12 protein-coding genes and 1 tRNA gene are annotated in these 13,030 nt (G+C 61.7%); 5 read left to right on the top strand and 8 right to left on the bottom strand.

The features are described 5' to 3' along the window. Positions 1-5: 5 nt before the first annotated feature. Both M1D88_RS13655 and M1D88_RS13650 read right to left on the bottom strand, forming a co-directional pair. Positions 6-1,007: a helix-turn-helix transcriptional regulator gene (locus M1D88_RS13655; RefSeq protein ID WP_458111352.1), complete on the bottom strand. Its 1,002-nt coding sequence runs from the start codon at positions 1,005-1,007 to the stop codon at positions 6-8. A gap of 220 nt (positions 1,008-1,227) precedes the next feature. Beyond that, a complete protein-coding gene (locus tag M1D88_RS13650) occupies positions 1,228-1,395 on the bottom strand; it encodes a hypothetical protein (protein ID WP_247042798.1) in 168 nt (55 codons plus the stop codon). Positions 1,396-1,487: 92 nt separating this feature from the next. Here M1D88_RS13650 and M1D88_RS13645 point away from each other — a divergent pair, with 92 nt between their 5' ends. Then, the gene (locus M1D88_RS13645; RefSeq protein ID WP_458111351.1) at positions 1,488-2,456 is read left to right on the top strand and encodes a GlxA family transcriptional regulator; all 969 of its coding nucleotides are present in this window, start codon (positions 1,488-1,490) and stop codon (positions 2,454-2,456) included. Between the two features lie 6 nt (positions 2,457-2,462). On the opposite strand, the gene M1D88_RS13640 is transcribed toward M1D88_RS13645, so the two are convergent. The 6 genes from M1D88_RS13640 to M1D88_RS13615 all read right to left on the bottom strand — a co-directional run bounded on the left by M1D88_RS13640 (position 2,463) and on the right by M1D88_RS13615 (position 7,161). Beyond that, positions 2,463-2,768, bottom strand: a complete 306-nt coding sequence (locus tag M1D88_RS13640) for a protealysin inhibitor emfourin (RefSeq protein WP_458114526.1) — start codon at positions 2,766-2,768, stop codon at positions 2,463-2,465. Between the two features lie 83 nt (positions 2,769-2,851). Next, positions 2,852-3,895 carry a M4 family metallopeptidase gene (locus M1D88_RS13635; RefSeq protein WP_458111350.1) on the bottom strand — a complete coding sequence of 348 codons (1,044 nt, stop codon included), beginning with the start codon at positions 3,893-3,895 and terminating at the stop codon, positions 2,852-2,854. Between the two features lie 121 nt (positions 3,896-4,016). Next, positions 4,017-4,089, bottom strand: a tRNA-Arg gene (locus tag M1D88_RS13630). Between the two features lie 96 nt (positions 4,090-4,185). Next, a complete protein-coding gene (locus M1D88_RS13625; RefSeq protein ID WP_458111349.1) occupies positions 4,186-5,784 on the bottom strand; it encodes an FAD-dependent oxidoreductase in 1,599 nt (532 codons plus the stop codon). Continuing rightward, positions 5,781-6,653 carry an FAD:protein FMN transferase gene (locus tag M1D88_RS13620; RefSeq protein ID WP_458111348.1) on the bottom strand — a complete coding sequence of 291 codons (873 nt, stop codon included), beginning with the start codon at positions 6,651-6,653 and terminating at the stop codon, positions 5,781-5,783. The genes M1D88_RS13625 and M1D88_RS13620 overlap by 4 nt, the downstream gene beginning before the upstream one ends. Positions 6,654-6,693: 40 nt before the next feature. Further along, positions 6,694-7,161: an FMN-binding protein gene (locus tag M1D88_RS13615; RefSeq protein ID WP_458111347.1), complete on the bottom strand. Its 468-nt coding sequence runs from the start codon at positions 7,159-7,161 to the stop codon at positions 6,694-6,696. Positions 7,162-7,380: 219 nt separating this feature from the next. Between M1D88_RS13615 and argS the strand changes: the two genes are divergently transcribed. The 4 genes from argS (at position 7,381) to thrC (ending at position 13,026) form a co-directional block, all read left to right on the top strand. Then, on the top strand, positions 7,381-9,030 hold the full coding sequence (gene argS, locus M1D88_RS13610; protein WP_458111346.1) for an arginine--tRNA ligase: 1,650 nt from the start codon (positions 7,381-7,383) through the stop codon (positions 9,028-9,030). A gap of 86 nt (positions 9,031-9,116) precedes the next feature. Next, positions 9,117-10,598 carry a diaminopimelate decarboxylase gene (gene lysA / locus M1D88_RS13605; RefSeq protein ID WP_458114525.1) on the top strand — a complete coding sequence of 494 codons (1,482 nt, stop codon included), beginning with the start codon at positions 9,117-9,119 and terminating at the stop codon, positions 10,596-10,598. Further along, a complete protein-coding gene (locus M1D88_RS13600; protein WP_458111345.1) occupies positions 10,591-11,919 on the top strand; it encodes a homoserine dehydrogenase in 1,329 nt (442 codons plus the stop codon). Before lysA ends, M1D88_RS13600 begins: the two co-directional genes overlap by 8 nt. Continuing rightward, positions 11,920-13,026 carry a threonine synthase gene (gene thrC, locus M1D88_RS13595; RefSeq protein WP_458111344.1) on the top strand — a complete coding sequence of 369 codons (1,107 nt, stop codon included), beginning with the start codon at positions 11,920-11,922 and terminating at the stop codon, positions 13,024-13,026. It abuts the gene before it with no gap. Positions 13,027-13,030: the final 4 nt, after the last annotated feature.

The raw sequence follows: 13,030 nt of genomic DNA, 5'->3' as shown, positions 1-13,030 counted from the left end.
ACAGTCTACTGCTGAGCAGGGAACCGTTCCTTTTCCTCAGTCGCCGGCGGTCCGCCGCCTGCTGCCTGGATAAGCCGCTCCGCGACTGCGCGTGCATGCTCCCGGAATTCCGCAGGGGAGAGGATCTCGAAGTCCATGCCCAGGGAGGCCAGATGGGCGGCAGGAGTGTCCAGCCTGTCCCAGCCTGCGCGGAGAATGGTCCTGTCCTCTCCTTCTGCGTTCAGGCTTGCCGTTTGTGGCCCTACGAGGGCGGCTACTTCTTGGATCGGGGCATGAAGCCGGATCACCAGGTCATACTTGTAGGGCGATCGGGTGATGGATTCCTGAACATAGGCGGCGATGTCCTTGGCGGGCAGCTGCCGGGGAACAAACCGCTTGCGCTCAGTCGGCATGGAGGAAATCCGGTCGGCGCGGAAGGTACGCCAGTCCTCCCTTTCTGTATCCCATGCCACGAAGTACCAGCGACGTCCCGTGTCCACCAGCCGATAGGGCTCGACAAGACGGCGGCCGGTGCCGCCGTCGGCCTTTGTGTAGTCAAAGCTCAGTTCCCGGCGGTCAGTGATGGCCGCCGAAATCGCAGTCAGCTGCAGGGGATCGACAGGTGCCGCATCGCTGGGAAGGGTAGTGACAGTGTTTTTGAGGGCACCGAACCGGTGTCGCAGCCGCGAGGGAAGAACCTGCTCCAGCTTGGCCAATGCACGGACCGACGATTCGCCTATCCCGGCCACTGGGCCCGCAGCGACAGCGCTGAGGCCCAAGGCGACAGCCAAGGCCTCGTCGTCGTCCAGGAGGAGGGGAGGCAGTTCGGCTCCGGCGCCGAGTTGGTATCCGCCCGCTATTCCCGGTGATGCGTGGATCGGATAGCCGAGGGTACGGAGTTTGCCAATATCACGCCGGATGGTCCTCTCCGTCACTTGCATCCGCTCGGCGAGGGCGGGCCCGGTCCATTCCCGGCGGATCTGAAGCAACGAAAGCAACTGCAGGAGGCGGGCGGAGGTCTGGATCATGACCCCAAATGTACTTCATGTGTAAAGGAATCGAGGACCGAATCCGTCCTCAAGCGGCCGTAGGATCTGGTCACTGACGTGGTCAGCTAACGACGTGATCGGCAGGGAACCACATGCTGAGGGCTGTCGCTGTGCCTGGCCAGTGTTTCCTGGCTGGATTCACGTGGCTGGAATCTTTTGGCCGGGGAGCTCTGGAGCAGGACAGCGGCAGCCCTGTCGGTCAGAAATTGCGGAGTGTGTAGTTGGTGCTCGGCAGGTCCATGGCTTTCCAGTCAGGGTGGGACTGCTCGCGGGGAGTGTGACCCCGACCGTCACCCAAAATGCTTGTCAGGGTGGCGGGGAGTACGACGAGGAGAAGGACGATGAGTACAACGGCGATGATTTCCATGACTCAATCCTTCTCCCGCCATGCATCACGGAACAGTGGCAGAAATGCCCAAAAAGCTATAATTCCTGCCAACCTTCTGCCATACTGATTTCATGCTTAAATCAGTGGCGGTAATCGTTGTCCCTCACTTCTCCCTCTTCGAGTTCGGCACGGCCTACGAGGTTTTCGGAATCGACAGATCGGCGCGTGAAGGGGGAGTGCCGGCGTTTGATTTCCGGGTCTGCGCCCCCGTGCCCGGAGACATCCCGCTCAAGGGCGGCCTGTCGATGAACGTCGCTCTGGGGCTGGAGGCCACGGCCGACGCCGATCTGGTGATTATGACTCCCTATGGCCGGGATGAAGATGTGCATGAAGACGTGCTGGATGCCCTGCGCGCAGCACATGCCCGTGGAGCCTGGGTCATGTCCATCTGTTCCGGAGCCTTCGCACTGGCCAGGGCAGGTCTCCTTGATGGTCGCCGCTGCACCACCCACTGGCACTATTCCAATGAGCTTGCCGCCAAATTCCCGGACGTGATGGTTGATGAGAATGTGCTGTACGTCCAGGACGGAAACCTCGTGACGAGTGCCGGTACTGCCGCCGGAATTGATGCCAGCCTGCACCTTGTCCGGGTTGAGCTCGGGGCTGGCGTGGCTGCCTCGATTGCCCGGGACATGGTGGTTCCTCCACATCGCGACGGTGGCCAGGCCCAGTTCATCGAACGCCCCATGCCGACTTGCGGATCGGCTCCCATGGAGGAGTTGCTGCGGTGGATGGTGACGCATCTGGACGAGGAACATACTGTCAATGAGTTGGCCAACCGCCTGCATATGTCACCGCGGACGTTCGCCCGCCGGTTCCGTTCGGAAACGGGAACCACTCCGGCGGCGTGGCTGAATTCGCAGCGGGTTCTGAGGGCACAGGAATTGCTAGAATCCACTGACTTGAACATCGACGAGATTGCCCGTGAAGCAGGGTTCGGCCACTCCGTATTGCTCCGGCACCATTTCGCCAAGGTTCTCGACACGAGCCCACAGTTGTACCGGAGGACCTTCAGGGGGCAGCTGGCCGCAGCCGTCTAGTCCGGTTCAGCGCTTTCCGTCCTTGTTGCGGGAAGCCTCCGCGGCCGCCCTGGTGTTGTCCACAAGAATGCGCCATGGGCCGGTAACAGCACGCTCCGGAAGCGTGGCCCGGTGCTGTCCTGCCCGGATGGAGTACATGAAGCGGTCGGGCTGGTTACCACCGCCATCCTCGTCCCGTCCAGGCACCGCATCCCACGGACACGCATCAATAAGGGGCTCCCAGCGGCTTTTGTCCGCAGGGGTCACAGCCTTCACGCTCCACTCACGGGTCAGCGCAGCAATGCCGCCGCTGCGCTGGACGGTGATTTTCATGGCCTGGTTCCTGTGCTTCCGGTACTGCCGGACCGCTTTGGGTGCTTCCTTCACGGGGGTTCACTCTGTGCAGGCGGCGTCTTTTATAGCTTTACCTTGACAGTTTCCCATGCCAGCTTGACCGCGTCATGTTCCGGTGAAGCTGCTCCGAACAGCTCCTCTGCCGAAGCCAGAGTTACCTTGGCGAAGGCCCGGAACGTGGTGTCGGCCTTAAGCGAGCCGCTCGTCAGGGCGTCGTACCAGATGCGGCCAGGCGAGTCCCATGCATAACCGCCCAAACTTGAGGCCACAAGGTAGAACGCCCGGTTGGGTATGCCGGAGTTGATGTGAACTCCGCCGTTGTCGGCGCTGGTCCGTACATAGGAATCCATCGAGTCCGGCTGCGGATCTTTGCCCAGCACGTCGTCGTCATATGCCGTTCCCGGGGCCTTCATGGAGCGCAGGGCAGAACCTTCAACCTGGGACGTAAAAAGTCCTTCTCCAATGAGCCAGCTGGCTTCCGCAGCTGTTTGCTGTCCAACGAACTGCTCCACCAGGGCGCCAAAAACGTCGGAGAGGGATTCGTTGATTGCTCCGGCCTGGTTGCGGTAGGCGAGGCCGGCTGAATGCTGTGTGACCCCGTGAGCCAATTCGTGGCCGATAACGCTCAGGGAAAGCGTGAACCTTTGAAAGATCTCCCCGTCCCCATCGCCGAAGACCATCTGCGATCCGTCCCAGAAGGCGTTGTCGTACAGCTTCCCGAAGTGCACCGTCGCGTCAAGCGGGAGGCCCTGCGCGTCTATGGAATTCCGCCCGAACACGTCCGCATAGAGCCGGTGCGTATGGCCGAGTCCATCGTAGGCCTCGTCGGCGGCCGGATCACCGGTAGCCGGTTCGCCTTCTTTCCGGACTACTTTGCCGGGCAGTATTTCCGCTTCCTGGGCATCGTAAACGGTCCTTTGCGGAGGGCCCGGTTTCACTTGGCGAATACCGGGAGGAAGGGCGGGGGAGGGCTGTGCCCGCGCAGCCTGCACGCTTTTGACGTGAAGCAGCGCTTCCTTGGCCGCCCTGGCCGCCGCCGAAAATCGTGGCGCGTCCTGTGCCGCCACCCGCTTGAGGATGTACGGCGGAATGATCGAACAGTACATGGAATACCCCTTGCCGCTTGACCCGCTGTCTCTTGGAAATCAGCCTACGAGGGGGTAGCGACTTTTTTGCGGTGGCACAGCAAAAGCCCGCCAATTCGTTGAACTGACGGGCTTTCGGTTGTGCCCTCGATAGGATTCGAACCTACGACCTTCTGCTCCGGAGGCAGACGCTCTATCCCCTGAGCTACGAGGGCATTTCAGGGATCCAGCCTTACCGGCGGGACGTCCTAGAGCTTAGCAGGAACGTAGCCCTGAAGGGAAAACCAGCGGCTCCTGACAGCCGACGTCCCTCAATAGCCGGCAAAGGAATCAGTGTGTACCTTTTTGACCCCTGCCCGCCGGGCGGCAGAACGCAGGGATCGAACGCTGGCAGGGGAGCCGGAAATGTAGACCTCACGCTCTGAAATGTCCGGCACAAGCTCTTTCAGGGCGGGCCCGTCAATCCGGGCGGAGCGGCCGGGGCCGGGGCCTGCTACTGCCTGCACGGATCCCTCCAACCGTGAGGCACTGTCCGGCACCACGCCAGCGAAAGCATTGTGGAACGACCGTGGCGGCGCAGATCCGTCCGAGAGCCGTACGATGACTCGCGCCCCTGACTTTTCCAGCTCGTCCGCGTAGGCGAGTTCGGCGCCGTTCTTGGCGAGGTACAGCAGCACCACATCGCGTTCGCGGGCGGCACCGGCATTAAGGTGTGCCAGGAACGGAGTGATGCCGATCCCTGCTGCGATCAGCAGTACGGGAACAGAGGGGTCACGCGGCATGACAAAGTCCCCACCCACAGCCGTGGCGGTCACAGTGTCGCCCGGCTCCAAGGACTGGAGCGCGCGTTTGGCAGCGGAGAGGGGTTCAGCGGTACCGACACCGAAGGACACATCCGGATCGTCGGGGGAGCTTGTGACGCTGAAGACGCGACGGCGGCCCTTCCCGTCAGAGCCGGTGTGCGGGAGGTTCAGTTCCATGTATTGCCCGGGGGTAAACCTTACGGAGCGCTCCGGACGGAACGTGAATTCCGTCGTCGTAGGCGTGAGGGGGCGGGAGCCCTGGAAATGGAGCCGGATACCGCCGCGCTGGCCCGCGAAGAAGGCGACCAGGTTGCCCAACAACAGCGCCAGTTCGGGGGAATTCGCCACGAACCCGAAGTTGTACGGCAGGGCAAAAACAACACCGACGACGGCGGCGAGCCCCAGTTGCTGCCAACGGCGGGGCGGCAAGGTCAGTGGTTCGGTGAGCATAAAACCGACAAAAAACAGTATGGGCCGCTGGGCAAGGGGCTGCCACAAGGCCGCCCCGGCCGACATTCCTGCACGCAATAGTTCAACTGCCACGATTGACGTGGAGGCGACAACGAACACAAGGCCCATAATCACCTTCCTGGTCCGGTAAAGCACCAGCACAATGCCCGGAACCAGGAGCAGGAGCATCGAAGGGGTGGCCGCCCACCAGGTCGCGATATTCAGGCCGGTCAGTCCTGTGATGAACGCGCCGGCGGCGGCAGGGTTGAAGATGTGGCGGCCCCGCCAGGCGAGGGCATACTTGGAGGCGGACGCCAGGACACAGGCAAGTGCCACACCTGCCATATCGAGCGTTTTGAACGAGGGCCAGAACAGGAAGTACAGCAGGAGCCCGGTGATCAGGGAGGATTCGGAATGTGGCTGTACCCGGAAGAGGGCGGCCAGGCCCCGGTTGGATCCATAAGTCAGCCCAAGGCACAGCGCCAGGTGCGCCAACATTTCCGGAATACCGAAGGTCAGCCATCCCAGGACGTTCAGCAGCAGGCTGTACGCCACAAGAATCCCCAGGACCCAGAGCACAAGGCGGTACATCGTCAGGCGGTTGAGCGCAGTGTCCAGGCGCGTAGCGACGGGGCTCCGCAAACTGATGGAACTCATGAGAAAAGTACTCCTTCGAAGTCTGCCGAGTATTCTGCGCTTCCGTCCGAGAAGACCTTGAGCCAGGAGAAATCGAAGTCCTCCTTGAGCCGGTCCCCGGAAACCAAAAACAGTGCCGTGGCCAGCGCGTCCGCCACCATGGCGCTGGAAGCCACGGTCCAGGTGGCCACTATGGTTTGCACCGGAGCGCCGCTTAATCCGTCCAGAACGTGGTGCAGCCCGTCGCCCCAGGTCCGTCTGTTTGAGGCTGATGCGCACAGTGCGCCGGCGCGCAGGCTGATTGTCCCGATGGCACGTTCGGGATCGTACGGGTGTTCGAGTCCTATGGACACGGGTTTGGGACCTGAGTTGAACAGGTCGCCGCTGGCATCGAGGAAGTATTCGCTGAATCCCTGCGCCAAAAGCTCCTTGGACAGCAGGTCTACCAGTTGCCCCTTGCCGGCGGCGCCAATGTCCAGCACAACAGGTGCCGACGTCGACAGGATGGAACCTTCCCATTGCAGAACGTCCTCCCAGCGCGGCGGTGCCACCGGTGATCCCTTAGGAAGCAAGGTGTATCCGGCGTCGTAACCAAGGTGCTCAAGGCTTCCCCCGATCAGGGGTGTCATCGCGCCACCGCTGATCCGGTAGAGGTCGCGGTAGAGCCAGCCCAGCTCAGCGGCGTTGTCAGGCATCTCGAAACGGCCGGACTCCCTCGCGGCAGAAGCCACCAGGGAGTCCGGGCGGAAACGGGACCAAGCGGAGTCGTACTCCTCAACGATGGCCAGAAGCCTGCGTTGCTGCACGTCCGCCAGCTGAATGGGCGTACAGATCTCCCAACGGGTACCTATCCCGTCAAAAGTGAATGCCGCCCAACCCGGATGGGGCACGTGCTCTCCTAAGATGTGGAACTGTTGCAGTTGGTAGTGGCTACTTGGCCTGGGACCTGATCTTTTCCACGGCGTCATTGAACCCGCCGCTGGTCAGGGACGAACCGGCCACCTTGGATACATTGAGTTCATCCAGCTTCTTTCCCACGACCTGCGCCTGGATCCCTCCGGCGAACTCACCCTGGAATTTCTTGGTGTTCGGGTTGGTCGGGTGCTCGGTGATTTTTACGGCTGATACCGTCCCGTCCGCCAACGTCAGCTCGACGCCCACCGTCTCGGTGCCGTTGGGGGAGACATAGTTACCGTCGGCGCTGTAGGTCCCGTCCTTGTAGCCGGAGGCCGTCCCGGAGGTTGCCAGTGAGCTCGAGGGTACGGCGGACGTAGTTGCGCTTGTAGCTGCGGGAGTGCTGGCTGCCGGAGAGGTGGCTGACGGTGCACATCCGGCCACGGTTCCTACCAGGGAGAGGCCGGCGACGCCAACGAACAGACTTTTGCGGGCGGTTTTCATACAGGGCTCGATTCTCGTTCGGGGACTGTTACGGATGTGACAACGTCAGAATCAGCGTAATGGTTCATCATTTCCTGGCGCTGTGAATTTCCTGTGAACGCTAATCCTTCCAAAAAGAACTCTAAGAGCACCCCGAAAAGCATCCGGGATTGCGGTTCGCGACGACTGCTGCCGCAATGCAAATTCCGCTGGATTGCAGGGCACCGGTAGGCTAGATGCGTGACCCCCGAAGAACTCTCCCTCGCCATATCCGCCTGCCTGAAAGACGCCGTCGCGGCCGGCGACGTCGCCCTCGAGGCTTCGGCTGTGCCCGAGGAGGTCCGCGTGGAGCGTCCGAAGAACCGTGACCACGGCGATTGGGCCACCAATATCGCACTGCAGCTGTCCAAGCAGGCAGGCATGAATCCGCGTGAGTTTGCTGCCGTACTAAGCACAAGGCTTAAGACCATCGACGGCGTCTCGTCGGTGGACATCGCCGGACCGGGATTCCTGAACATCACCGTAGATGCAGCGACTGCCGGCGCGCTGGCGAAGGCCATTGTGGAGGCCGGTCCAGCGTATGGAACCAATTCTGCGCTCGCCGGCCACGTGGTGAACATGGAGTTTGTCTCTGCCAATCCCACCGGCCCCTTGCATATTGGGCATACAAGGTGGGCTGCTTTGGGTGATGCAATCGCCAGGGTTCTCCGTGCCTCCGGCGCAAAAGTCACGGCCGAGTACTACATCAACGACGCCGGCTCCCAGATGAATGTCTTCGCAGAGTCGGTGCTGGCCCGCCTGCACGGCAGGGATGTGCCGGAAGGCGGCTACCCCGGCCAGTACATCGCAGACCTCGGCCACCACGTGTTGACCCGGCATCCGGATATCCGTGAACTCACTGATGTTGCGGCGCTGCCTGTCATCCGGGCCGCCTCCTATGAGGCGCAGCTTGACGACATCAAGCACACGCTGGCGGATTTCGGTGTGGTGTTCGATACCTATTTCTCTGAAAAGGACCTGCACGACGGCGGGGCGATCGAAAGTGCCGTTGCCCGCCTGCGCCAACAGGGCCACGTGTTCGACGACGGCGGGGCAGTCTGGCTGCGCACCACTGACTTCGGCGACGACAAGGACAGGGTCATGATCCGGGCCAACGGGGAGCCCACTTACTTTGCCGCAGACGCTGCGTACTACTTGTCCAAAAAGGATCGCGGCTACGATCAAAAGATTTATCTCCTGGGCGCCGATCACCATGGCTACATCAACCGCCTCAAGGCAATTGCGGCGTGCGCCGGAGATGATCCTGACGTCAACATCGAGGTCCTGATCGGTCAGCTGGTCTCCGTGAATGGAGCCAAGCTCTCCAAGCGTGCAGGCAACATCATCGAGCTCAAGGACCTCATCGATTGGCTGGGCAAAGATGCCGTCAGGTATTCCCTGGCCCGGTTCCCGGCAGATTCCCCGCTGACGCTCGATCCTGAGCTGCTGAAGAAGCACAGCAACGAGAACCCCGTCTTCTACGTCCAGTACGCCCACGCCCGTTCACGAGGTACAGCCCGTAACGCTGTCGCAGCCGGTGTGGACCGAAGCGCGTTTGACGCTTCCCTGCTGGAGCATGCCACTGAGAACGAACTCCTGTCCTATCTCGGCAGCTATCCCTCGATCGTTGCCAAGGCCGCTGAACTCCGTGAGCCGCACCGGATAGCCCGCCACCTTGAAGTGATCGCCGGCGCCTACCACCGCTGGTATGACGCCTGCCGGGTGGCGCCGCTCGGGGATGAAGCCATCACCGACCTCAACCGCACCAGGCTGTGGCTCAACGATGCCACGAGCCAGGTGCTGGCCAATGGACTTGATCTGCTGGGCGTTTCGGCGCCGGAACGGATGTGAGACAGATGAACGAAGTGAATACCAGCGCAGTGAATACCAACAGAGTGAATACCAGCACAGTGAATACCAACAGCCATACCAACGCAGTGAGTGCGCATCAGGCCTCGCCACTGGCGCCTGAGTGGCTGCAGCTGCCTGCAGACCTGAACGTCCTGCATCCACCGATGTGGGCAGGGGGCGTGGAACGCAACGACGACGGCGAGTTGGCCATAGACGGGATCCCCGTCAGCCGCCTGCGGGAAGAGTTCGGTACGCCCCTGTTTGTGATGAGCGAAACGGATTTCCGCTCACGTGCCCGCGCTTTCAAGAACGCCTTCGACGACGCGTTCGCTGATATTTGCGGGGGAGTGGACGTCTACTACGCCGGCAAGTCTTTCCTCTGCAGCGCGGTGGCCAGCTGGGTGGCTGATGAGGGCCTGCGACTGGACACATGTTCAGGCGGGGAACTTGCGGTCGCCGCCAAAGCCGGGATTGAAGGCCCGCATCTTGGACTCCATGGCAACAACAAGTCCGACGCCGAAATCAAGCGCGCGCTCGACATGAACGTTGGCCGCATTGTGGTGGACAGCCTCGCCGAGCTTGAGCGGGTGGCCAAGATCGCCTCTGATCGTGGGGAGGTGGCCAAGGTGATGCTTCGCCTGACTCCAGGAGTGCACGCCCACACCCATGAGTTCATCGCCACCGCCCATGAGGATCAGAAGTTCGGCCTTTCAATGGCAGGTGATTCCACCGACGAGGCCGGTTTGTCTGCTGCTGAGGAAGCGGTGGCAGCTGCCACCAGCTACGCCAGCATTGAGCTCCTCGGAATCCACTGCCACATCGGCTCGCAGATCTTCGAAGCCGATGGCTTCGCCCTTGCGGCGGCTAAGCTTCTGGATTTCCTTGCTGCCATGCAGGCCAAATATTCAATTGTCCTGCCGGAACTTGATCTGGGGGGAGGCTACGGCATTGCCTACACTCCCGTGGACAGTCCACGCCCGCCAGCCGAGATCGCGCAGGCGATGGCCGCCGTCGTGCGGTCAAAATGTGCCGAACTGAACATCCAGGCCCCAAGGATCTCGATCGAGCCGGGCCGCGCGATAGTGGGCACGTCCACGTTTACCCTCTATGAGGTGGGCACATTGAAGACAGTCCGGGTGGACAGCCCCGTGGTTTCCGGTGATTCTGCCGATTCAGGAGCCGTAAACGTTACGCACCCCCGCCGCTATGTGTCAGTGGATGGCGGGATGAGCGACAACGCCCGCCCGGTGCTCTACGACGCCGATTATTCGGCCATCCTCGCCTCCCGGGCGTCCGCAGCGGCTCCGCAGCTGTCCCGAGTAGTGGGCAAACATTGCGAGAGCGGCGACATAGTTGTTAGAGATGTATATCTGCCCGAGGACGTGGCAGCCGGTGATCTTCTCGCTGTACCGGGTACCGGCGCCTACTGCTGGGCTCTGTCAAGCAACTACAACTATCTGGCCCGGCCGGGCGTTGTCGCTGTGCGCGACGGATCCACCCGGCTCATTGTCCGCGGGGAAACCGAAGAAGATCTGTTAAACCGTGACATGGGAGTGGCGAATGACTGAAGTGCGAACCCTGAAGGTAGCCCTGCTGGGCTGCGGCAACGTTGGGGCCCAGGTAGCGCGGATTCTCATTGAAGACGCCGACGCCCTCGCAGCCCGTACCGGAGCGCGCCTGGAACTCTCCGGCATCGCTGTGCGCAACGTCAATGCAAAGCGCGACGTCGAGCTTCCGCAGGAGCTCTTCACCACCGATGCTGACACCCTCGTCAAAGATGCAGATCTGGTCATCGAGCTCATGGGCGGCATTGAACCGGCAAGGTCCCTGATCCTGACAGCCATCCAGAACGGCGCCTGTGTGGTGACGGGAAACAAGGCCCTCCTGGCCCAGGATGGTCCCACGCTTTACGAAGAGGCGGACAAAGCCGGCGTCCAGCTGTCTTACGAAGCAGCCGTTGCAGGGGCAATCCCCATTCTCCGCCCCATCCGGGACAGCCTCTCCGGAGACCGCATCACCCGCGTGCTCGGCATCGTCAACGGCACCACCAACTTCATCCTTGACCAGATGGACTCAACGGGTGCCCAGTTCTCCGATGCCCTGGCAGAGGCCCAGAAGCTCGGCTACGCCGAAGCTGATCCCACAGCTGACGTCGAAGGGCATGACGCCGCCGCGAAGGCAGCCATTCTTGCCTCATTGGCCTTCCACACGCGGTTTGCCCTCGAGAACGTGCATTGTGAAGGAATCAGCAACGTCAGCGCTGCGGACATCGCCGCTGCGAAGGATGCCGGATTCGTCATCAAGCTTCTGGCCATTGCTGAGAAACTGCCCGCCGCAGGCACGGAAACAGACGGCGGGGAAGGCGTCTCCGTCAGGGTTCACCCCACACTTCTTCCGAGGGAGCACCCGCTTGCCGCTGTCCGCGGTGCCTTCAATGCTGTTTTCATTGAAGCGGAAAACGCGGGCGAGCTGATGTTCTACGGCCAGGGAGCCGGCGGAACCCCCACCGCATCGGCAATCCTGGGAGACCTTATTTCGTCAGCCCGCCGCTTGGTCCTTGGGGGCCCTGGCCGCACGGAAACAACCACGGGCCACGTGCCGGCGCTCCCCATCGACGCCGCGCAAACCAGTTACTACATCGGACTGGACGTTGCAGACCAGCCCGGCGTGTTGGCAAAAATCGCGCGTCTCTTCGCAGACCACGGCGTTTCCATCGAAATCATGCGACAGACAATCCACCGCGACGCCGATTCCAACCTGGAAACGGCCGAACTGAGGATAGTCACGCACCGCGCAAGCGAAGCTGCACTGGCAGCAACCGTTGAGGCCGTGAAGGGCCTTGACGTCATCAATTCCGTTACATCCGTACTGCGGGTAGAAGGAGTCTAAGTGGCTCACCAATGGCGCGGAGTAGTCCGCGAATACGCTGATCGTTTGCCTGTTACGGAAGCCACGAAGGTGATCTCCCTTGGTGAGGGCGGCACTCCGCTGGTCCACGCCCGGCAGTTGTCCGAACTTACCGGTTCCACCGTCTACCTCAAGGTGGAAGGCATGAACCCGACCGGTTCCTTCAAGGACCGCGGCATGACCATGGCCATGACGGCAGCGGTCGCAGCCGGGGCCAAGGCAGTGGTGTGCGCGTCCACTGGCAACACCTCTGCTTCCGCGGCGGCCTACGCAACGGCGGCCGGGCTGAAGTGTGCGGTGCTGGTGCCCGAAGGCAAGATCTCGATGGGGAAATTGAGCCAGGCTATCGCCCACGGCGCGACGCTGCTCCAGGTGGACGGCAACTTTGATGACTGCCTGGACATCGCCCGCAAGCTGGGTGACTCTTACCCTGTTTTCCTGGTGAACTCCGTCAACCCCGCGAGGATCGAAGGCCAGAAGACAGGTGCCTTCGAAATCGTTGACGCCCTCGGTGACGCCCCGGACTTCCATGTACTTCCTGTGGGGAATGCCGGCAACATCAGCGCGTACTGGAAGGGTTACAAGGAGTACTCGGCACCGTTCGAATCCTTGACCGCAGGTACGCTTCCGGCTGTTTCCACCAAGACACCCACAATGTGGGGTTTCCAGGCGGCTGGTGCTGCACCGTTTGTGGCCGGCCATCCGATTACCGAACCGGACACCATTGCCACTGCCATCCGGATCGGCAACCCGGCATCCTGGGATACTGCCGTTGCCGCCCGGGACGAATCCGGCGGCGTGATTGAAGCTGTTACCGATGAGGAAATCCTGGACGCGCACCGCTGGCTCTCCTCCCGTGAAGGTGTCTTTGTGGAACCCGGCTCAGCAGCCGGCGTTGCAGGCCTGATCAAGAAGCACGCCGCTGGCCAGGTTCCCGCAGGCAAGACCATCGTCATCACCGTTACCGGTCACGGCCTGAAGGATCCCCAGTGGGCGCTCAGGACCGAGGACGGCAGCGAAGTGCAGCCCGTCAAGGTTTCCAACGACGTCGTGACTGTCGCTTCTGAACTGGGACTGGAAGAAAAGTAGCGTT

The organism is Arthrobacter sp. R1-13, from assembly GCF_054161475.1.
The sequence above is the reverse complement of the archived record's forward strand: the minus strand, read 5'-3'. Positions and strand labels throughout refer to the sequence as shown.